Raw genomic sequence first — 19,952 nt, forward strand, 5'->3', positions numbered from 1 at the left:
CAACCCAAAGGTGGAACATGAAAAAGAAGGTCATGAGTTTGTTGCTATTGGTGGTGCCGGGGATAAGTGCGCTCCCCGTCTATGGAGAAACACAACCGCAGTACCGTTGGCAGGCGGCGCCGAGCGAACAGCTTCAGGCGCAACTGACCATCAAAGAGGCGATCCTGCGTGCCTTCGCGCGTAACCCCAAAATTGCGCAGGCATCGGCACAAATCCGCGTCGGCAAGGCCAATCTGGAAGAGGCGCAAAGCGCCTGGTTTCCTCAGGTTTCTCTCCAGGGGAATGTCGGGCGATCGCACCGTACGGACTCTGCCGGTTCGCTGAATAATAACGGCTCCGGGGGCGTGACCCTAAAGCAGCTGTTATATGATTTTGGCAAAACCGGCGGCAGTATCGATGAGCAGCATAATTTGTCCGATGCGTATCGGTACGATCTCTACCACACCCTGAATGAAGTGGGCATGCAGACTCTGCAATCTTATTTGCAGGTTAAGCGCTACCAGGCACTGGCCCAGGCGGCTCGCAATAATATTGTGTCGCTTCAGGGCGTGCAGGAGATGGCTGACCTGCGTGCCGGCGCTGGCTTAAGTTCGCAGTCTGACGGGCTTCAGGCCCAGTCACGCATTGCCGGGTTGAATGCCACGCTTGCAACCTATGAAGCCCAAATGCGCACCGCGCAGGCAGCGCTCAGCGTGCTCACCGGCGTGGTATCTGATTCACTTCCCGATCTGCCTGACTCCCTGATGCAGCAGAAGATCACCCTCCAGTCCCTCCCTTATGAGCAGAACTACGCGGTACGCAGCGCGCAGGCTAAGCAGTTGGCGGCACAAGAGCGTATTCGTCAGGCGCAGGCACAGCACTGGCCGACGGTCTCCGTTCAGGCGGGCAGAACACGCTATGAAAACGAGAACAGTAGTTACTGGGACGATCAGGTGCAACTGGTGGTCGATGCGCCGATTTACCAGGGGGGAGCTGTGAGTGCGCGGGTAGATGCGGCAGAAGGCGATCGCGCCAGTACCCAGGCGGCGGTGGAAGCCAGCAAGCTGGATATTAACCAGCGTGCGGCAACGGCCTGGGCCGATTTGACCGGCGCACAGCAACGCCAGGAGGCGGGGGAAGCGCAAATGCGTAGCGCCAACCGCGCCCGGGGTGTCTACCGGGACGAGTACCGTCTGAGTAAGCGCAGCCTCAATGATCTTCTCAGTATTGAACAAGATATTTTCCAGGCTGAAAGTTCGGCGATTGTCGCCCGCTACGACGCCTGGGACGCCGCCGTCCGCTATGCGGGGGCCGCCGACAATTTACTCGATATGCTGGGCATTGAGCGCAGTCGTACCGTGGGTGATGACCTGCCCACACTTTAAGCGCTTACCGCGCAGGAGATGTCATGCAAGAGCCGGATACCGAAAGCTGGATTAACGTGATGGTCCGTGCGGCGGGGCGCTTTGGCCTGCCCGCGGATGCCCCCGCTGTTCGTCAACAAATGCGATGGTTTGAAACACTTCCTTTAAGCGGCCGCCTGGAGCGACTCAGTGGATTGATGGGGCTACAGGTGCGTTTGCTCCCGGTGGAGAAGCTGCGCTGGAGCGCACATAATCTGCCCGTCATCTTACAGCTTGAGACAGGTGAGCTGTTGTTGATTGAAGCATTGGATGCCGACGGGCTTGCCAGTTACTGGCTCAGCAACGGCGGCGACCTGGTGCGGGAAGAGCCGCTGGAGACGCTCCTCACCCGGGTGAAACCGGAAGCCGTGATGCTCGGCATTGCTGCGCGTGGGCGGGATTCACGGGTGGACGATTTTACCCGTCCCTGGGAAGCACACTGGTTCTGGCGTCACTTTCGTCATACCGGGCGTAAGCTCTCGGAAATCGCCCTCGCGTCAGTCACCAGTAACGTGCTGGCACTGGGCGGGATCCTCTTCTCCATGCAGGTCTACGACCGCGTAATCCCTGCGCAATCTTTCCCCACCCTGTGGGTCCTGTTTTTTGGTGTGCTGCTGGCGGCGGCGTTTGAGTTTTTCATCCGTCTGGCCCGTACCCATGTTTCGGACATCATGGGTAAGCACATCGATCTGAAAGTGTCGTCGTTGTTCTTCGCCCGGGCGCTGGCCATTAAAAATGACGCGCGGCCTAAATCCACCGGCTCCTTTATCTCCCAACTGCGTGAAATCGATCAGGTGCGTGAGCTACTGACCTCCACCACCGTGGGGGCGGCAATGGATATCCCCTTCGTGCTGTTGTTCCTCGCCATTATGGCGCTGGTAGGCGGGCCGCTGGTCATTATCCCCTTGATAGCCATTCCACTGATCGTGATCCCGGGCCTGCTGGTGCAGTGGCCGATGGCAAAGCTCGCCAAAGAGGGGATGCGTGAGAGTGCGATCCGTAATGCGGTGCTGGTGGAGTCCATCGAAGGGGTAGAGGACATTAAAGCTCTGCAGGCGGAACCCTATTTCCAGCGCCAGTGGGAGCATACCCATTCGGTGGGGGCGAACATTGGCATGAAGCAGCGCGTCTGGGGAGCACGGTTGAGTGGCTGGGCCTCTACCGTGCAGCAAATCACTTACGCAGGCATGTTGGTCTATGGAACCTTCCTGGTGCTGGATGGCGCCATCACCACCGGTACGCTGGTGGCCTGTAGTTTGCTCTCATCGCGTACCATTGCCCCATTGATGCAGCTCACCATGGTGTTCTCGCGCTGGCAGCACGCCAAAATGGCGATGACTGGCCTGAACGATCTGCTAAAGAAACCATTGGATAAGGAAGCCGATAAAAAGATGGCCCACTGCCCGGTGTTGGCGGGTCATTACCAGGTGCAGCAGGTGCAATACAGTTACGATGTGGAAAAAGGTGACCAGGCGCTGCAACTCGGTGAACTGGAAATTAAACCGGGTGAACGGGTGGCTATTCTGGGGAAAACCGGCGCGGGCAAATCCACGTTGCTGAAATTACTCTCCGGTCAGGCGCAGGCCAGTAAGGGGAAAATTATTATTGATGGCGTCGACATGGCGCATATCGATCCTGTCGATGTCCGCCGCCAGGTGGGCTATCTGTCTCAGGATTCACGGCTATTTTTTGGCACGTTGCGCCAGAACCTGATGCTGGGTCATCCGCACGCCACTGAAGCTGAGCTTATTCAGGCGTTACGGATCAGCGGGGCGATTGGCATGATCCAACAGGATGCGGCCAGTCTCGATCGTCTTATCAATGAAGGGGGGCGAGGGCTCTCCGGCGGTCAGCGCCAGATGGTGTTGTTAAGCCGCTTGATTGTACGTAATCCGCAAATCGTCCTGCTGGATGAACCGACGGCCTCGATGGATGAGCAACTGGAAAGCTGGGTGATTCGCCAGCTTCAGCAGTGGCTCACCGGACGCACGCTGGTGCTGGTCACCCACCGCCCTGCGCTGCTGAATCTGGTGGATCGTATCGTGGTGATGGAGAACGGCAAGGTGGTGGCAGACGGGCCACGGGATTCACTGCTGCAACAGGCAGCGCGTAACAGCAACGTGGCGTCGGTCGCCTGAGGAGCCGCGGATGAGTCAACTGACTATGCAGGAAGACCTGGCGCGCCAGGGGCGATTTTACTCATCGGTTATCTGGCTGACGCTGATTGCGATGGTGCTGTTTGTGGCCTGGGCGGCCTGGGCCATCCTCGATGAGGTGACGGTCGGGACGGGAAAAATTACCCCTTCAACGCATGCGCAGGTTATCGAGAGTCTGGACGGGGGAATCGTCAGTGCGCTGATGGTGAAAGAGGGCGATATTGTTGAGCGTGGGCAGATGCTGGCCCGTCTCGATCCCACTCGCTTTCAGTCAAATTACGGTGAAGCCGCCGCCCGTGCGCGAACGCTGCGCGCCTCAAGCGAGCGTCTGCGTTCAGAGCTGACGGGGGAGCCTTTGCGTTTCAGCGCTGAATCGCTGCGCGAACCCGATCTGGTGGCGCGTGAACGCCAGCTGTATGAATCCCGCAGGCGTAATCTGGATGAGACAGTGGCGAACCTCCAGCAGGCGCTTAAGCTGGTGAACGCTGAGCTTAAAATGACTCAGCCGTTGGTTGCGAGAGGGGCGGCCAGCGATGTTGAAGTGATACGCCTGCAGCGACAGGCCTCGGAACTGAAGGGCAAAATCGACGAAGCGCGTAATCAGTACGCGGTGCGTGCGCGCGAGGAACAGGTGAAAAATAATGCCGATCTGGATGCCCAGTTGCAGGTACTGGCCGGTAAAGCCGATCAGGTTGACAGGGCAACCCTCTCCTCGCCCGTACGCGGGATTGTCAAAGATATTCAGGTGACGACCGTCGGGGGAGTTTTACAGCCAGGGGGCAAACTGATGGAGATCGTACCGCTGGAAGATCAACTGCTGGTGGAGACAAGGATCAATCCGCGAGATATTGCCTATATCCGTCCGGGGCTGCCGGCCACCGTCAAAGTGACGGCCTATGACTCGTCGATCTATGGCGACCTTAAAGGTACCGTAGAGATTGTGTCACCGGATACCTTGCAGGATGAGGTCCGGCGCGATCAGTTCTACTATCGCGTCTATGTGCGGACTAATAGCGCGGAGCTGGAGAATAAAAGCGGTAAACGTTTCCCCATCCTGCCGGGGATGGTGGCAAACGTCGAGATCAAGACCGGACAGAAATCGGTGCTCGATTATCTGATTAAACCGTTGAACAAGGTCAACGAGGCGCTGCGCGAAAGGTAGTGGCCGAAGCAGAACAGGCCCGGACGCTTGCATTAAGCGTCCGGTTGACGCCGGGTTTAACGGCCCGCGTTTTTCATGATGCGGGCTTTATCCAGCTGCCATTCACGCTCTTTAAGGTCAGAGCGCTTGTCATGCTGTTTCTTACCTTTCGCCACGCCGATTTTGACTTTGCACCAGGCATTCTTCCAGTACAGCGAGAGGGCGAGGATGGTATAGCCTTCGCGGTTGATACGACCGTAAAGGGAGTCCAGCTCGCGCTGATTTAGCAGCAGCTTGCGGGTACGGGTCGGGTCGCAGACGTAGTGGCTGGAGGCCACGGCCAGTGGCGTGAAGTTGGCACCAAACAGGTACGCTTCACCATCTTTCAGGATCACATAGCTGTCGCCAATATTGGCTTTACCTGCGCGCAGGGATTTCACTTCCCAGCCCTGTAAAGAGAGTCCTGCTTCAAACTCTTCTTCAATGAAATATTCATGGCGGGCGCGCTTATTCATCGCGATGGTAGCGGAACCGGGTTTGTGTACTTTTTTCTTCGTCATAAGTGTCGTGAAGCCATTTGTAATCTGATATCCAAAAAAAGACCTCATTGCATCCTGTGAGGTTCAACGTGTCATCTTAGCACGAGTTCCGGCATAGCGTTTTCCTTTCATCTATGGGAAATGTTATTATTTAAGGATTGTGTGATCGCAGGAAATGTTATGCCTCAGATTAGCCGGACTGCGCTGGTGCCTTACAGCGCGGAGCAAATGTACCAACTGGTCAATGATGTGAAGTCCTACCCGGAGTTTCTGCCGGGCTGCACGGGCAGCCGGGTTCTGGAATCCGGTCCGACGCAAATGACGGCGGCGGTAGATGTCTCCAAAGCGGGTATCAGTAAAACCTTCACCACCAGGAACACACTTACCGCTAACCAGACCATTTTGATGCATCTGGTGGATGGACCGTTCAAAAAATTAATGGGTGGCTGGAAGTTCGTTCCGCTCAGTGCAGATGCCTGTCGTATCGAGTTCAGCCTGGATTTCGAATTCACCAATAAGCTGATTGAGCTGGCGTTTGGTCGGATATTTAAAGAGCTGGCGATGAATATGGTGCAGGCGTTTACCCACCGTGCGAAAGAGGTTTACAGTGCCGGGTAAGATCAGTATCGAAGTTGCCTATGCCTTGCCGGAAAAGCAGTACCTGCAGCGGTTGGTGGTGGAAGAGGGCACGACCATTGAGCAGGCCATTATCGCCTCTGGCCTGTTGGAGCTGCGTTCAGATATTGATTTAGCCAAAAACAAAGTCGGCATTTACAGCCGTCCGGCTAAGCTGCACGACCCGGTGGGCGACGGCGATCGCATTGAAATCTATCGCCCACTGATTGCTGATCCGAAAGAGCTGCGCCGCCAGCGCGCGGAACAATCGGCAAAGAAATAGTCTCAGGTGGGCGGGGCCAACGTTTTAAGCAGCGGGTTCAGTCGCGCACTGGCATTTTTCCAGGGCGAGACGCTGTTGAACTGAATCATTCGCCCTCGCGTCCACTTCCCGTACCACGGTTGATGGTAAAGCGCTTCATCAGTAAAGCTCTCGACCCGTTCGCGTAGCCGATGCTGATTATCTTCCAGCAGAAGCAGCAGCTCTGGCCATGACTGCACATGCGCATAATCGGCGTAATACTTTTGCGCCAGCTTGCCCAGCTCATTCCATTTAAACCCTTTCGCGGGAAAATCAATCTCACCGCCTGCGGCTTCCTGTTGATGCCAGTAAAGCACCTGCTCGCCCCAGCCAATCAGGTAACTGACGAGGTTGGCGGCACTCATTGTTGTGCCTGCCGCATGCCCTTCCAGACAAGGTTCGAAAGCCATGTCCGCTGGAATGCGGTCGAGTTTCTTACGTAACGCAATGGCAGATTTTTCCATTGCCTCAAGCAGGGCGGTTTTACTCTCTGGAACAGCCATCATCTCTCCCTGAAATGAAAAATGGCGCCCGGAGGCGCCATCTGATGTTCGGAATTACTCTTTTGTCAGTGCGGGTTTGTTGTCTATGTTGGTCAACACACCGTTGCTGTTAAAGGTCAGGGTCAGCGTCTGCTGGGTGACATCTTCGTGGCCCGGCTGCTGGCGGAAGACGTAGAACCAGGTGCTGCTACCGAACGGATCGGTCATCATCGGCGTGCCCAGTGCGTATGCAACCTGCTGTTGCGTCATCCCTACACGGATTTTAGAAACGTCATTCGGGGTCAGGTAGTTTCCCTGATTGATATCAGGGCGGTATACCACTCGCTCCAGAGTGGAGCAGCCTGCGGTCAACATCAGTAGAACCGCTGCGGCAGCAGTCAGCATTTTACAACGCATAATGATTTGATTCCTTTTCGGGCCCGAACAGTACGTAGCTCATTTGTAATATGCCGATAATAATAGACCTTTAGCCAGTTTGAAACCTTTGCTACCTGGTCCTGCGGCGAATTTATCGTGTACTGAGACCCGAGTTTTACCAAAAAGTTTAGGCAGCAAGCAGCTCTTTCGCATTTGCCAGCGTATTTTTGGTCACTTCACTGCCTCCGAGCAGACGAGCAAGTTCCTGCAGGCGAGCGCGTTTATCCAGTGGCTGCATATGTGTTTCTGTCATGGCACCATCCGTCTCTTTGCTGACATAGAAGTGATGATGGCCGCAACCTGCCACTTGCGGCAGATGAGTCACGCACATGACCTGAGTGGATTCCCCCAACTGACGCAGCAGTTTACCGACCACCGCTGCCGTTGGTCCGCTAATACCCACATCCACTTCGTCGAAAATGAGGGCCGGTGTTTCCATCTTACGCGCGGTAATGACCTGAATCGCCAGCGCAATACGTGACAGTTCACCCCCGGATGCCACTTTCGAAATGGCCTGTAACGGTTGGCCTGGGTTAGTGGTCACCCGGAATTCAATACGGTCCGCGCCGTCTGCGGTGAGATGGTGCTCATCAAAGCTGACGTCGATGGCGAATACGCCGTGCGGCATGGAAAGCATATGCATGCTTTCGGTAATGAGCTGGCCCAGTTCCTGAGCATAGGCTGTGCGCTGCGTATGCAGCATGCGTGCGCTCTCCAGGGCCTGCTGGTGATGTTTTTCCACCGCCAGCTTCAGCGTCTCCTGGGAGTCGGCCTGATCGTCAAGCTGCTGCTGTTCATCCAGCAAGGATTGATGGAACTGGGGCAGCGCTTCCGGACTAACGTGATGTTTACGCGCCAGCGAAATCTGCCTGGAGATACGCTGTTCCAGTTCATACAGGCGATTGGGGTCGAGATCCAGGCGGTCACAATAGTGACGCAGCTCATCGCTGGCTTCACTGATCTGGATTGCCGCTTCTTCAAGCATGGTGAGCACGTCCGACAGGCTGGTGTCCATGCCTGTCAGCTCAGTCACCATCTGGCGTGCGGTATAGAGCTGGCTTTGCAGATTGGCATCTTCACCGTCGGCCAGTAAATTCAGGGCATGCTGACTGGTGCTCAGCAACTGACCGCTGTTGGCCAGGCGTTTGTACTCTTCGTCAATCTGTTCAAACTCACCCGCCTGCGGGTTAAATTCATTCAGCTCTTTTAACTGATACTGTAACAACTCGGCGCGCGCCGCGCGCTCCTGACTCAATTGTTGATGCTGCGCCAGTTCACGACAGCTCTGATGCCAGAGGCGATAATGTTCGGTCATTTGCAAAGTAAGTGCATACTCACCGGCGTAACCATCAAGCAGCGCTTTCTGATGTTCGGATTTAACCAATAGCTGGTGCGCATGCTGCCCGTGGATCTGAATTAACAACTGACCCAGTTCACGAAGTTGCGAGAGAGGAACCGCCGTACCATTGATAAAACCGCGTGAGCGACCGTCACTGCTGATTACGCGGCGAAGTAAACACTCACGTCCATCTTCAAGCTGATTAGCCTCAAGCCAGCGCTGGGCGGCGGGGGTATCTTTCAGCGCAAAGCGGGCGCAGAGATCGGCACGCGCGGCACCGGTACGCACCATGTCGGCTTCTGCACGACCACCAAGACAGAGCCCAAGCGCGTCAATCGCAATAGATTTACCCGCACCTGTTTCACCCGTGATAGCGGTCATTCCATTGAGGAAATCGATCTCAAGCTCACGAACAATTGCAAAGTTGCTGATGGTCAGTTGTGCCAACATGGTTGCTTTCCTGTATGAAAAACCATAACTGTATTTAAATACAGTATATGACTGGTTTTATATACAGTAAAGCCCTGTACCCGGTTTCAGAATAATTTTTTTGACCAACCCAACTTTGAGCTTAATGTATTGAAATAGCTATAGTCTTTGGGGTGAATCAGATTGAGATGGTAATCGCAGCGGCGAATCAGCACATCTTCTCCTTCCTGAATCGGCAGCGCGATCTGGCTGTCACAGCTGACTTCCAGATCGCTACGGCGGTGGGAGAAGCGCAAACGAATGGTGCTGCTGCTGTTGATAACCAGGGGGCGCGCGGTCAGGGTATGCGGGAACATCGGCACCAGCGTGATGGCATCCAGTGACGGTGTGAGAATAGGGCCGCCCGCGGAGAGGGAATACGCGGTCGAACCGGTAGGTGTTGAGATAATCAGGCCGTCGGAACGTTGAGAAAAGGCGAAGGTTTCGTCGATATAGACTTCAAATTCAATCATATGGGCGACTTTGCCCGGGTGCAACACCACTTCGTTAATGGCGGTACTGATACGTTTCTGGCAATCCTGTTGACAGACCTGCACTTCCAGTAAAAAACGCTTCTCGGCAATATAATGACCTTCCAGCACATCGGCCAATTGCTGCTGCGCATTGTCCGGGTCCAGGTCGGTTAAAAAACCCAGGTTGCCACGGTTGATACCAATCACTTTTATATCGTAACGGGCAAGCGTTCGTGCGGCGCCCAGCATGTTGCCATCACCGCCGACGACCACCGCGAGGTCAGCCTGCTGGCCTATCTCTGCCAGCGTACCGGTGCGCACGGCAGTTAATTTCAGCTCCTGGGCTATTTGCTGTTCGACAATCACTTCATACCCTTTTGCACACAGCCAGCGATAAAGCATTTCATGTGTGGTCAGTGCGGTGGGATGGCGAGGATGACCGACAATACCAATACACTTGAAATGATGAGCCATTTTCTGGTGGTCCTTGTGCCAAATGAATGATGACAATGTGTCGCGTTCCCTTGAAACCCGGAAACAGATCCCCATAATAAGCGAAGTTAGCGAGATGAATGCGAAAAAACGCGGAGAAATTCATGAGTAGTAAAGAACAGAAAACGCCTGACGGGCAAGCCCCGGACGAAATTATCATGGATCAGCACGAGGACATTGAGGCAGTTGAACCAGATGCTTCTGCTGAACAGGTGGACCCGCGCGATGAGAAGATTGCCGACCTCGAAGCGCAACTGGTTGAAGCGCAGACCCGCGAGCGTGATGGTGTTCTGCGTATTAAAGCCGAAATGGAAAACCTGCGTCGTCGTACTGAGCTTGACGTTGAGAAAGCGCATAAATTTGCGCTGGAGAAGTTCGTCAACGAGCTGCTGCCGGTCATCGACAGCCTTGAGCGCGCGCTGGAAGTGGCGGACAAGGACAATGCGGATATGGCCTCAATGGTCGAAGGTATTGAGCTGACGCTGAAATCCATGCTGGATGTGGTGAAAAAATTCGGTGTGGAAGTGGTCGCTGAAACGAACGTACCGCTGGATCCAAACGTGCATCAGGCCATTGCGATGGTGGAGTCTGAGGATGTGGCTGCCGGTAACGTGCTTGGCGTAATGCAAAAAGGCTTTACGCTGAACGGCCGCACCATTCGTGCTGCGATGGTGACAGTCGCGAAAGCGAAGGCTTAAACCTCTTCGCAGGGCCGGGTGACGTTTACGCTTCCCCGGCCCTTATTCTACCGGGCTACTGTTCCGCCACGCTGTCGCGAATCGGTTTGACCGGAATGACCCGCACCTGTTTAATCATGTTGTCCTGCACATCAAGAATATCAATATCGTAGTGCTCAATGCGCACGCGCGTTCCCGCTGCCGGGATCTCTTCCAGCGCTTCCAGTAACATCCCGTTAATTGTCCGGGCTTCGGCTTCCGGCAACTGCCAGTTGAACGCTTTATTTAACTCACGCACGTTGGCGCTGCCATCAATGATGACTGAACCGTCGTTTTGCGGGGTCACTTCTTCGGCAAGGGAAGGCGACATTGAGGTGGTAAAGTCACCGACAATTTCTTCCAGAATATCCTCAACCGTGATCAGCCCCTGAATGTCCCCATATTCATCGACCACCAGGCCGACTTTCTTTTTATTACGCTGGAATTTCACCAGTTGCATGCTGAGCGGCGTGCCTTCCGGAACGTAGTAAATTTCGTCCGCTGAACGCAGCATGACCTCTTTGGTGAACTCTTTTTTCTCGGTCATCAAACGGTAGGCTTCGCGCACGCGCAGCATGCCGATGGTGTCATCCAGCGAGCCGCGATACAGCACGATGCGGCCGTGCGGGGAGTGTGTAAGCTGGCGAACGATCGACTTCCAGTCGTCATTGATGTCGATGCCGACTATTTCGCTACGCGGCACCATGATGTCGTCAACACTGACTTTTTCGAGGTCCAGTATAGACAGCAGCATGTCCTGATTGCGCCGCGAAATTTGCGAGCGGGATTCGTTCACAATGGTGCGCAGTTCCTCTTTACTGAGCGCGCTGCTGATCACCACATCCGCTTTAATTCCCACCATCCGCATTAATACCCGGGTCACGCTGTTTAGCAACCAGACCAGGGGCATCATGATGATTTGCAGCGGGACGAGTAGCACGCTGCTGGGGAAGGCGACTTTTTCAGGGTAGAGCGCAGCGATGGTTTTTGGTAACACCTCGGCAAAGACCAGTACCACAAAGGTCAGGACCCCAGTTGCAATCGCCACCCCGGCGTTACCGTACAGACGCATCCCAACAATAGTACCCAGTGCCGAAGCGAGAATATTGACCAGGTTGTTACCGATGAGCACAAGGCTGATGAGGCGGTCCGGTTTTCGCAGTAATTTTTCGACACGTCGCGCGCTGCGGTGCCCCTGTTTTGCCAGGTGACGCAGGCGATAGCGGTTGATGGTCATCATGCCGGTTTCAGAACCGGAGAAGTACGCCGAAATCACCACCATGATGATCAGGGTGACGATCAGCGTCGTGGTGGATATGTGTTCCAGAGGAAATTCCTTCTTGATTAGCTCAGAAAATGTTGCAGAACGCGGCTGCCAAAATAGGCCAGCGTCAGGATACCTGCACCTGCCACGTTGAACCAGACGACCCGACGACCGCGCCATCCTTCATGATAGTGGCCCCACAGCAGAACGATATAGACAAACCAGGCGATAATCGACAACACGGCTTTGTCGATATTTTCCGTGCTGAAGAGGTTGTTCAGATAGAACAAACCGGTGCACAGGGTCAGCGTCAACAGGACGACGCCCACCTGGGTAATGTGAAACATTTTACGCTCAATGCTCATTAATGGCGGCATTTCATGGCTGAATGCCAGACGTTTATTCTTGAGCTGATAGTCGATCCAGGCAAGCTGTAACGCGTACATTGCGGCAATGATCAGCGTCGCGTAAGAAAAGAGCGACAAGCCGATATGCACCATCATCCCAGGACTGGCCTCCAGATGGGTGATGTACTCATTAGGAACAAATATGGCAAACGCGAGGTTGATAAGGGCAAAGGTATAGACGATCGGCAGCAGTAACCAGCCACGGTTTTTTGATGCCACAATGGTCATCACCGTACAGATCATCAGACTGACCAGCGAACCGACGTTCAATAAACTTAAGTTCTGCCCCCCGTCATCCGGGAAAAGGCGTTCTTTCAATGCGAAGCCATGGCACATCAGGGCAATGACCGCTGAGAACATAGCCATACGCCGCCAGCCACTGTTTTTCTGGAGCAAACCGGGAATGATCAGCGCAAGGCTTACAGAGTAACCAGCAAGAGCGAGCAGAGCGAAAACGGGCATAGTGGCGTCGACAGTCAGACCGAATGAGAAAGAAAAGCAGTATAGCGTTACGTGACCTCGGCTCCAACCGTTGCATCACATACATCAGTAATGTCTTCATGTTATACTGCTGCAAATTTCTGTTATGCGTCGCTCTAGCGGCCCATCGTTTTACCTCAGGCGAGAGACAATGTTTGATAATTTAACCGATCGTTTGTCGCGCACGCTGCGCAATATCAGTGGTCGTGGACGCCTCACTGAAGACAACATTAAAGAGACACTGCGCGAAGTGCGCATGGCGCTGCTGGAGGCGGATGTCGCGCTGCCAGTGGTGCGTGATTTCATCAACCGCGTGAAAGAAAAAGCGGTGGGTCATGAAGTCAATAAGAGCCTGACTCCGGGTCAGGAGTTCGTCAAAATTGTGCGCAACGAACTGGTTGCGGCAATGGGCGAAGAGAACCAGGTACTGAATCTGGCAGCGCAACCGCCTGCCGTCGTGCTGATGGCGGGCCTGCAGGGCGCGGGTAAAACCACCAGCGTCGGTAAGCTGGGTAAATTCCTGCGCGAAAAGCATAAGAAAAAAGTACTGGTTGTTTCTGCGGACGTTTATCGCCCGGCGGCGATCAAACAGCTGGAAACGCTGGCGCAGCAGGTTGAAGTGGATTTCTTCCCTTCAGATGTTGCGCAGAAACCTGTCGATATCGTTAACGCAGCGCTGAAAGAAGCGAAGCTGAAATTCTACGATGTGCTGCTGGTGGATACCGCCGGCCGTTTGCACGTTGACGAAGCGATGATGGACGAAATCAAACAGGTTCATGCGGCCATTAAGCCGGTAGAAACGCTGTTTGTTGTCGATGCCATGACCGGCCAGGATGCGGCAAATACCGCAAAAGCGTTTAATGAAGCGCTGCCGCTGACGGGTGTGGTTCTGACTAAAGTTGACGGTGACGCCCGTGGGGGTGCCGCGCTTTCTATCCGTCATATCACCGGTAAACCTATCAAGTTCCTTGGCGTCGGTGAAAAGACCGAAGCGCTGGAGCCGTTCCACCCGGACCGTATTGCCTCCCGTATTCTGGGCATGGGCGACGTGCTGTCGCTGATCGAAGATATCGAGAGCAAAGTTGACCGCGCGCAGGCGGAGAAGCTGGCGACCAAGCTGAAAAAAGGCGACGGTTTCGATCTGACCGACTTCCTTGAGCAGCTGCGCCAGATGAAAAACATGGGCGGTATGGCAAGCCTGATGGGCAAGCTACCGGGTATGGGTCAGATCCCGGACAACGTTAAATCACAGATGGACGATAAAGTCCTGGTGCGTATGGAAGCCATCATTAACTCGATGACGCTGAAAGAACGTGCCAAACCTGAAATCATCAAAGGTTCCCGCAAACGCCGTATCGCTCAGGGTTGTGGCCTGCAGGTGCAGGACGTGAACCGCCTTCTGAAACAGTTCGACGACATGCAGCGCATGATGAAGAAGATGAAGAAGGGTGGGATGGCGAAAATGATGCGGGGGATGAAAGGTATGATGCCACCAGGCTTCCCTGGCCGCTAATCTTTCCGGCCTGGCTCGCTTGCTATTTCGGCACCGGGGTGTGCTCGCCATCCTCACGTACTGCGTGTACGCTGCGGTGGCTGCGCGCACGCCGGCACCGAACTCACTGCGCCGCCGACGGCCTTCTACAGCAGAGTTAGTAACTGCTGATTGCTTTTTTCCCAAAAATCAGTAAAATTTTCGGGCTTTTAATATGACACCGGGCTCCGTTCCTCGACGGGGCCTGTTGTTTTATTCACACAAGAGGATGTTATGGTAACTATTCGTTTAGCTCGTCACGGCGCTAAAAAGCGTCCGTTCTACCAGGTTGTTGTCACTGACAGCCGTAATGCACGCAACGGTCGCTTCATTGAGCGCGTTGGCTTCTTTAACCCGATCGCGTCCGAGAAAGAAGAAGGCACCCGCCTGGATCTGGATCGTATCGCTCACTGGGTTGGCCAGGGCGCTACCGTTTCTGATCGCGTAGCTACGCTGATCAAAGCAGCAAATAAAGCAGCTTAATCTGTCACGGTGGTCATGATGAGCAAGCAACACGCCGCACAGAGCCCTGTTAATCCGATTGTGCTGGGTAAACTGGGATCTTCTTACGGTATCCGTGGTTGGCTCAGAGTGTTTTCCTCCACTGAAGACGCCGAAAGCATTTTTGACTATCAGCCCTGGTTTATCCAGAAGGCGGGTCAGTGGCAGAGCATTGAGCTGGAAAGCTGGCGCTACCACAATCAGGACATCGTCATCAAACTGAAAGGTGTTGATGATCGCGATGCTGCGAATCTGCTGACCAATTGCGAAATTGTCGTAGATACCACGCAGTTGCCGCAGCTGGAAGAGGGTGACTATTACTGGAAAGACCTGATGGGCTGCCAGGTAGTGACCACTGAAGGTTATGGTCTGGGAAAAGTCATCGATATGATGGAAACCGGATCCAATGACGTTCTCGTCATTAAGGCAAACCTGAAAGATGCATTTGGTATCAAGGAGCGGTTGGTTCCGTTCCTCGATGGGCAGGTTATCAAGAAAGTCGATCTCGCTACGCAAACTATTGTTGTAGATTGGGATCCTGGTTTTTAAACCTCCGGATATACGGTAAAAATACGGCACTATGGGGATGGGCTTGTGTTTATAGGTATTGTTAGCCTGTTTCCAGAAATGTTTCGTGCGATTACCGACTACGGGGTAACTGGCCGGGCAGTAAAAAATGGCCTGCTGAGCATCCAGAGCTGGAGTCCTCGTGATTTCGCTCATGACCGGCACCGTACCGTGGACGATCGTCCCTATGGCGGCGGACCGGGGATGCTAATGATGGTGCAACCTTTGCGGGACGCCATTCATGCAGCAAAAGACGCGGCGGGTGAAGGCGCGAAGGTGATTTATCTGTCACCTCAGGGACGCAAGCTTGATCAAGCGGGCGTTAGCGAACTGGCAACGAATCAGAAACTGATTTTGGTGTGTGGTCGCTACGAAGGGGTAGATGAGCGCGTAATCCAAACCGAAATAGATGAAGAATGGTCTATCGGTGATTACGTACTCAGCGGTGGTGAGTTACCGGCAATGACGCTGATTGACTCGGTTTCCCGGTTTATTCCGGGCGTACTGGGCCATGAAGCTTCAGCAATCGAAGATTCCTTTGCTGATGGGTTGCTGGACTGCCCACACTATACCCGACCTGAAGTGTTAGAAGAGATGGAAGTACCGGCGGTATTACTGTCGGGGAACCATGCTGAGATACGTCGCTGGCGCCTGAAACAGTCGCTGGGCCGGACCTGGCTTAGAAGACCTGAACTTCTGGAAAACCTGGCTCTGACTGAAGAGCAAGCAAGGTTGCTGGCGGAGTTCAAAAAGGAACACGCACAACAGCAGCATGAACATGATGGGAATGCGTAACACGCACCCAAATATCAGTTTACCCAGGATAAGAGATTAAATTATGAGCAACATTATTAAGCAAATTGAACAAGAGCAGATGAAGCAGGACGTACCTTCCTTCCGTCCGGGTGATACCGTGGAAGTGAAAGTATGGGTTGTTGAAGGTTCCAAAAAACGTCTGCAGGCATTCGAGGGCGTGGTTATCGCTATTCGTAACCGCGGTCTGCACTCTGCATTCACTGTTCGTAAAATTTCCAACGGCGAAGGCGTTGAGCGTGTCTTCCAGACTCACTCTCCGGTTGTTGACAGCATTGCTGTTAAACGTCGTGGTGCTGTACGTAAAGCTAAACTGTACTACCTGCGTGAGCGCACTGGTAAGTCTGCTCGTATCAAAGAGCGTCTTAACTAAGATTCGCTTTCGCGACATCCTGAATAAAAGGGCTGGCCTGTGGGCTGGCCCTTTTTTATTGCCTCTGGCCGAACCTGTTAACTTCCTCGCCATAAATCGTTTACACTACCGACGCTTTAACGGGGGATATGTGGCGGACAAACAGCATCAGACAATCTGGCAACGCACGGCGGCAATGTCCGCGCTGTTTGCGATCCTGCTGATCGTCGTCGCGCCGCTAATCTCCGTTGCCCTGCAAAAAGATCCGATGAGCGTGATGCCGGGTATGCATCATGACATGAGTTCGATGTCGATGACCGGGCACCATGATCACGAAATGATGCCTACTTCCGTTCCCGTGGATCATGCCGAAGCCTGCGGTTACTGCGTGCTCCTGGCGCATGTTCCTGGGCTTATGCTCGCACTGGTCGTGCTGCTCTCGCTTGTTCAGCAACGGATTTGTGTGCGGGTTCATCGTCCGGTGCTCAGGCACTGGCGTTTCTTCCCCTGGCTCTGGCCTGACACCCGCGCACCGCCGCACCCGTCTGCTTTTTTCCATTGATAAAGAACTGTGCTTTAGCGCAGTGAAACCTTTTGCTTTCGGGAAACAAAAGTATGACGACCTGCACCCCGCGCGCGGCCTGGATAACCCTGCTGCGTCGCTTTCATTTTTATATCGGACTGTTTGTCGGACCGTTTATTTTCATCGCAGCCTTGACCGGCACGCTATACGTTGCGTCACCACAACTTGAGCACGCCTTATATAAAGACGCCCTGACCGGTTCTACATCCGGTGAGAATCAGCCGCTGGCTTCACAGGTCGCGATTGCAGAACAGGTGACCGGCGGTCATTTGAAAATCTCTGCCGTGCGGCCAGCACTGATTGCTGGCGAAACCACACGCGTCATGTTTGCCGATCCGCAACTGGGGGAATCAGAAAGCCGCGCAGTGTTCATCGATCCGGTGACGCTCAGCGTGAAAGACGATCTGACGGTTTACGGTACCAGCGGTATCTTGCCGTTTCGCCAGTGGATTGACTATGCGCACCGTTCGCTGCTACTGGGGAATGCGGGGCGCATCTACAGTGAACTGGCAGCTTCATGGATGTGGGTAGCGGCGTTGGGTGGCATTGTTCTCTGGTTTTATACCCGACCCAAACGGCGTATTAACAACAGGGTACAAAAGACGCGTCGTTTACATACTGGCCTGGGGTGGGGATTGCTGGCGGGAATGTTGCTTTTTTCCGCAACGGGGCTCACCTGGTCACAATGGGCGGGGGGAAATGTCGATAAAATGCGTGCTGCGTTTGGTTGGTTGACCCCCCAGGTCAACACTCTGTTGAGTAAAGGGAAGCAAGCCCATGATCCGCATGCTAACCATCATATACATCATGCAGGCATGACGATGCCTGTTGAACATATTGAATTGCCACTCTTCGATAAGGTATTGCAGTCTGCACAGCGTGAAGGAATCCGCGCTGATAAGCTGGAAATTCGACCGCCGCGTGATGCCTCTCGCGCCTGGACGGTTACAGAAATAGACCGGTCCTGGCCAACCCGCGTGGATGCCGTGGCGGTGGATGGTGCTTCCCTGCAGGTTATCGATCATACCCGGTTTGAGGATTACCCCCTGATGGCTAAACTGACGCGCTGGGGTGTCGATTTTCATATGGGTGTGCTGTTTGGGCTGGCAAATCAATGGGTCCTGATTGCGTTTGGACTGGCGCTTTGCGTTGCGATTCTGCTGGGTTATCGGCTCTGGTGGTTACGCCGTCCGCGGGGGGCGTTAATAAATCCCGGGGAAACGCTGAGCCAGAGCTGGTTAGCTCTGCCGCTGACGGGCCGCATCGTCACGCTCTGTATCGCCATGATCTTTGGCGCAGCGTTACCGATAATGGGGGCAAGCTTGATTGCATTTTTATTGGTGGATGTTATTCGTTGGCGTCAAGCCAGGCAGAGGACAGTTCAGCAGAATGCGTGATGAAGGGCGGGGAAACCCGCCTTTTTACTTAAGCCTCACCAGGAGGACTGGGCGCGGCGGTTTTTAACCTGATACATATTTTTATCGGCCAGCTCAAGCAAGCTGTCCGCAGTCACATGCTCCCACGTCAGGGCATAACCGATGCTGAGGGTCATGATGACCGTGCTGCCGTTATGCAAATCGATAGGCCTGGAGAATTGTGATGAGAGGTGAGAGGCAATACGCTGGACCTCGGCATCCGAATGTACATCAGCGAGGATCATTGCAAACTCATCACCGCCGATGCGGTAGGCTAGATGGTGCCCAGCGCCAAACTCCATCAGCCTTCTGGCTACCTCAATCAGTACGCAATCCCCGGCGGCATGACCCCATGTATCGTTAATGCATTTGAAGTTATCACCATCCAGGAAAAGCAGGGCAGAGCTTGCACGTGACGTCGCTTCCTTCATCAACGTTGCGATATTGCTACGAAATGCAGAACGATTCGCGAGGCCAGTGAGCGGATCGTGCAGTGCGGTGCGCAACAGTTGGGCATTCTTCGCCTGAAGGCTGAGCTGCCACTCTTCCATTTCATCCAGCAGGCTATTGAAATCCTGGGCAAAGAGATGAAATTCCGCGATACGCTCATCACTCACTCGGCGTGAGAAGTTGCGGTTAGTGCGCACGTCGTGAACCACGTCAGTCATATTTTGCAGCGCCTCCGCGATACCATTATGCAGGCGTCGGGTGATGAGAAAGGCGATGCCGGAGGCGAAAATAATGCAGCCTGTCAGAACCATTAGCGACAGGAAGATGTAATGACTAATCAGATTATCAAAAGCGCGTAACCTGATTTCACCCATATAAAAACCATTGTGCAAAATTGGCTGGGTGACGGCAGAAGGCAAAAGCCAGCGGCTCAGGAAGCCGTTAAACAGGGAATGGGTGTCATCCGGGGACCAGCTCCAGCCAGCAACCGGTCGCTTGTTGCGGTCCAAAACTTCGGCTTCGGAGAAATAGCCTTGTTGACCGAGGGCCGTTAGCGTGTTTGCTGCGGCGGCGTCATCGCCGAAAACCAACGCGGTTTCCAGGCTATGGCTCATGGTCATGGCCGTAAATTCGAGGTTTTTCTGGGCATACTGTTGCAGGGTAAAAACGGACGCAACGCTCAACAACAGCCAGATGAGTGTCATCGTAATGATTACGCTTATCAGGCTTATGCGCCGCATTCGGCTTATAAATGTCGGGCGAGACAATATCTTATTCATCCTTGTTCTTCCGCGCAGGCATGATGTGCCGCTGAATCATTCCCTCTAACAGATCAAAAGCCCATTCGTGGCAGAGTAACATTATTGCCTTCGCATCCTGTTGCGCATATGGCGAGGATTATATCGGGCTTATGGGGCTGCGAATTCTGCCTTATTCACACTTCGCTCATTCATTTAATACGTCTCGGGCACTCAACGACAATAATTCTGAAGAATGTGAAGGGCCGGATTAAATAACCAGGAGCCGATGTGTCGGGCGAGAAAGACA

The 19,952-nt window shown here is 54.0% G+C and carries 21 protein-coding genes; 13 read left to right on the top strand and 8 right to left on the bottom strand.

The genetic code is table 11. From position 1 onward, the window contains the following. Positions 1-17: 17 nt before the first annotated feature. The 3 genes from ACUY4Q_RS05715 to ACUY4Q_RS05725 are packed head-to-tail and all read left to right on the top strand — an operon-like array spanning position 18 to position 4,700. Positions 18-1,364, top strand: a complete 1,347-nt coding sequence (locus ACUY4Q_RS05715) for a TolC family outer membrane protein (protein WP_458046109.1) — start codon at positions 18-20, stop codon at positions 1,362-1,364. Positions 1,365-1,387: 23 nt separating this feature from the next. Then, a complete protein-coding gene (locus ACUY4Q_RS05720; RefSeq protein WP_437433211.1) occupies positions 1,388-3,520 on the top strand; it encodes a type I secretion system permease/ATPase in 2,133 nt (710 codons plus the stop codon). 10 nt (positions 3,521-3,530) lie between these two features. Further along, positions 3,531-4,700, top strand: coding sequence for a beta-barrel domain-containing protein (locus ACUY4Q_RS05725; RefSeq protein ID WP_458046110.1), 1,170 nt, complete (start codon positions 3,531-3,533; stop codon positions 4,698-4,700). A 56-nt stretch (positions 4,701-4,756) separates the two neighbouring features. Here the strand turns inward: ACUY4Q_RS05725 and smpB are convergent, their stop codons facing one another. After that, positions 4,757-5,239, bottom strand: coding sequence for an SsrA-binding protein SmpB (gene smpB / locus ACUY4Q_RS05730; protein WP_437433209.1), 483 nt, complete (start codon positions 5,237-5,239; stop codon positions 4,757-4,759). Positions 5,240-5,398: 159 nt separating this feature from the next. On the opposite strand from smpB, the gene ACUY4Q_RS05735 reads away from it, so the two are divergent. After that, on the top strand, positions 5,399-5,836 hold the full coding sequence (locus ACUY4Q_RS05735) for a type II toxin-antitoxin system RatA family toxin (protein WP_458046111.1): 438 nt from the start codon (positions 5,399-5,401) through the stop codon (positions 5,834-5,836). Then, positions 5,826-6,116: an RnfH family protein gene (locus ACUY4Q_RS05740; protein ID WP_458046112.1), complete on the top strand. Its 291-nt coding sequence runs from the start codon at positions 5,826-5,828 to the stop codon at positions 6,114-6,116. Before ACUY4Q_RS05735 ends, ACUY4Q_RS05740 begins: the two co-directional genes overlap by 11 nt. Positions 6,117-6,118: 2 nt before the next feature. Here ACUY4Q_RS05740 and ACUY4Q_RS05745 read toward each other — a convergent pair whose 3' ends face one another. From ACUY4Q_RS05745 to nadK, 4 genes are all read right to left on the bottom strand, one after another. Further along, positions 6,119-6,637, bottom strand: a complete 519-nt coding sequence (locus tag ACUY4Q_RS05745) for a ClbS/DfsB family four-helix bundle protein (protein ID WP_458047266.1) — start codon at positions 6,635-6,637, stop codon at positions 6,119-6,121. Positions 6,638-6,691: 54 nt separating this feature from the next. Next, entirely contained in the window at positions 6,692-7,033 is a 342-nt protein-coding gene (gene bamE / locus ACUY4Q_RS05750) for an outer membrane protein assembly factor BamE (protein WP_458046113.1), read from the bottom strand. 148 nt (positions 7,034-7,181) lie between these two features. Next, the gene (gene recN / locus ACUY4Q_RS05755) at positions 7,182-8,843 is read right to left on the bottom strand and encodes a DNA repair protein RecN (protein ID WP_458046114.1); all 1,662 of its coding nucleotides are present in this window, start codon (positions 8,841-8,843) and stop codon (positions 7,182-7,184) included. A gap of 86 nt (positions 8,844-8,929) precedes the next feature. Continuing rightward, the gene (gene nadK / locus ACUY4Q_RS05760; RefSeq protein ID WP_458046115.1) at positions 8,930-9,808 is read right to left on the bottom strand and encodes an NAD(+) kinase; all 879 of its coding nucleotides are present in this window, start codon (positions 9,806-9,808) and stop codon (positions 8,930-8,932) included. A gap of 122 nt (positions 9,809-9,930) precedes the next feature. Between nadK and grpE the strand changes: the two genes are divergently transcribed. Beyond that, entirely contained in the window at positions 9,931-10,524 is a 594-nt protein-coding gene (gene grpE / locus ACUY4Q_RS05765; RefSeq protein WP_458046116.1) for a nucleotide exchange factor GrpE, read from the top strand. Positions 10,525-10,579: 55 nt separating this feature from the next. On the opposite strand, the gene ACUY4Q_RS05770 is transcribed toward grpE, so the two are convergent. After that, on the bottom strand, positions 10,580-11,869 hold the full coding sequence (locus ACUY4Q_RS05770; RefSeq protein WP_458047267.1) for an HlyC/CorC family transporter: 1,290 nt from the start codon (positions 11,867-11,869) through the stop codon (positions 10,580-10,582). Between the two features lie 17 nt (positions 11,870-11,886). Further along, complete coding sequence (locus tag ACUY4Q_RS05775; RefSeq protein ID WP_458046117.1) at positions 11,887-12,675, bottom strand: cytochrome C assembly family protein; 789 nt, start codon at positions 12,673-12,675, stop codon at positions 11,887-11,889. Between the two features lie 169 nt (positions 12,676-12,844). Between ACUY4Q_RS05775 and ffh the strand changes: the two genes are divergently transcribed. The 7 genes from ffh (at position 12,845) to ACUY4Q_RS05810 (ending at position 18,437) form a co-directional block, all read left to right on the top strand. Then, the gene (ffh, locus tag ACUY4Q_RS05780) at positions 12,845-14,206 is read left to right on the top strand and encodes a signal recognition particle protein (protein WP_458046118.1); all 1,362 of its coding nucleotides are present in this window, start codon (positions 12,845-12,847) and stop codon (positions 14,204-14,206) included. 252 nt (positions 14,207-14,458) lie between these two features. Next, the gene (gene rpsP / locus ACUY4Q_RS05785) at positions 14,459-14,707 is read left to right on the top strand and encodes a 30S ribosomal protein S16 (RefSeq protein WP_437433199.1); all 249 of its coding nucleotides are present in this window, start codon (positions 14,459-14,461) and stop codon (positions 14,705-14,707) included. 18 nt (positions 14,708-14,725) lie between these two features. Continuing rightward, positions 14,726-15,274, top strand: a complete 549-nt coding sequence (gene rimM / locus ACUY4Q_RS05790) for a ribosome maturation factor RimM (RefSeq protein WP_458047268.1) — start codon at positions 14,726-14,728, stop codon at positions 15,272-15,274. A 45-nt stretch (positions 15,275-15,319) separates the two neighbouring features. After that, positions 15,320-16,087, top strand: a complete 768-nt coding sequence (trmD, locus tag ACUY4Q_RS05795; protein WP_458046119.1) for a tRNA (guanosine(37)-N1)-methyltransferase TrmD — start codon at positions 15,320-15,322, stop codon at positions 16,085-16,087. A 43-nt stretch (positions 16,088-16,130) separates the two neighbouring features. Continuing rightward, a complete protein-coding gene (gene rplS, locus ACUY4Q_RS05800) occupies positions 16,131-16,478 on the top strand; it encodes a 50S ribosomal protein L19 (RefSeq protein ID WP_006178051.1) in 348 nt (115 codons plus the stop codon). 175 nt (positions 16,479-16,653) lie between these two features. After that, positions 16,654-17,019: a DUF2946 domain-containing protein gene (locus tag ACUY4Q_RS05805; RefSeq protein WP_458047269.1), complete on the top strand. Its 366-nt coding sequence runs from the start codon at positions 16,654-16,656 to the stop codon at positions 17,017-17,019. Between the two features lie 53 nt (positions 17,020-17,072). Then, positions 17,073-18,437 carry a PepSY-associated TM helix domain-containing protein gene (locus ACUY4Q_RS05810; protein WP_458046120.1) on the top strand — a complete coding sequence of 455 codons (1,365 nt, stop codon included), beginning with the start codon at positions 17,073-17,075 and terminating at the stop codon, positions 18,435-18,437. A 35-nt stretch (positions 18,438-18,472) separates the two neighbouring features. On the opposite strand, the gene dgcN is transcribed toward ACUY4Q_RS05810, so the two are convergent. After that, entirely contained in the window at positions 18,473-19,684 is a 1,212-nt protein-coding gene (gene dgcN, locus ACUY4Q_RS05815) for a diguanylate cyclase DgcN/YfiN (RefSeq protein ID WP_458046121.1), read from the bottom strand. Positions 19,685-19,952: the final 268 nt, after the last annotated feature.

Source organism: Phytobacter cepae (assembly GCF_054165735.1).

Coding starts and splice junctions, on each gene's coding strand:
- ACUY4Q_RS05715 (WP_458046109.1), top strand. CDS start 18: ATGAAAAAGAAGGTCATGAGTTTGTTGCTATTGGTGGTGCCGGGGATA.
- ACUY4Q_RS05720 (WP_437433211.1), top strand. CDS start 1,388: ATGCAAGAGCCGGATACCGAAAGCTGGATTAACGTGATGGTCCGTGCG.
- ACUY4Q_RS05725 (WP_458046110.1), top strand. CDS start 3,531: ATGAGTCAACTGACTATGCAGGAAGACCTGGCGCGCCAGGGGCGATTT.
- smpB (WP_437433209.1), bottom strand. CDS start 5,239: ATGACGAAGAAAAAAGTACACAAACCCGGTTCCGCTACCATCGCGATG.
- ACUY4Q_RS05735 (WP_458046111.1), top strand. CDS start 5,399: ATGCCTCAGATTAGCCGGACTGCGCTGGTGCCTTACAGCGCGGAGCAA.
- ACUY4Q_RS05745 (WP_458047266.1), bottom strand. CDS start 6,637: ATGGCTGTTCCAGAGAGTAAAACCGCCCTGCTTGAGGCAATGGAAAAA.
- bamE (WP_458046113.1), bottom strand. CDS start 7,033: ATGCGTTGTAAAATGCTGACTGCTGCCGCAGCGGTTCTACTGATGTTG.
- recN (WP_458046114.1), bottom strand. CDS start 8,843: ATGTTGGCACAACTGACCATCAGCAACTTTGCAATTGTTCGTGAGCTT.
- nadK (WP_458046115.1), bottom strand. CDS start 9,808: ATGGCTCATCATTTCAAGTGTATTGGTATTGTCGGTCATCCTCGCCAT.
- grpE (WP_458046116.1), top strand. CDS start 9,931: ATGAGTAGTAAAGAACAGAAAACGCCTGACGGGCAAGCCCCGGACGAA.
- ACUY4Q_RS05775 (WP_458046117.1), bottom strand. CDS start 12,675: ATGCCCGTTTTCGCTCTGCTCGCTCTTGCTGGTTACTCTGTAAGCCTT.
- ffh (WP_458046118.1), top strand. CDS start 12,845: ATGTTTGATAATTTAACCGATCGTTTGTCGCGCACGCTGCGCAATATC.
- rpsP (WP_437433199.1), top strand. CDS start 14,459: ATGGTAACTATTCGTTTAGCTCGTCACGGCGCTAAAAAGCGTCCGTTC.
- rimM (WP_458047268.1), top strand. CDS start 14,726: ATGAGCAAGCAACACGCCGCACAGAGCCCTGTTAATCCGATTGTGCTG.
- rplS (WP_006178051.1), top strand. CDS start 16,131: ATGAGCAACATTATTAAGCAAATTGAACAAGAGCAGATGAAGCAGGAC.
- ACUY4Q_RS05805 (WP_458047269.1), top strand. CDS start 16,654: ATGTCCGCGCTGTTTGCGATCCTGCTGATCGTCGTCGCGCCGCTAATC.
- ACUY4Q_RS05810 (WP_458046120.1), top strand. CDS start 17,073: ATGACGACCTGCACCCCGCGCGCGGCCTGGATAACCCTGCTGCGTCGC.
- dgcN (WP_458046121.1), bottom strand. CDS start 19,684: ATGAATAAGATATTGTCTCGCCCGACATTTATAAGCCGAATGCGGCGC.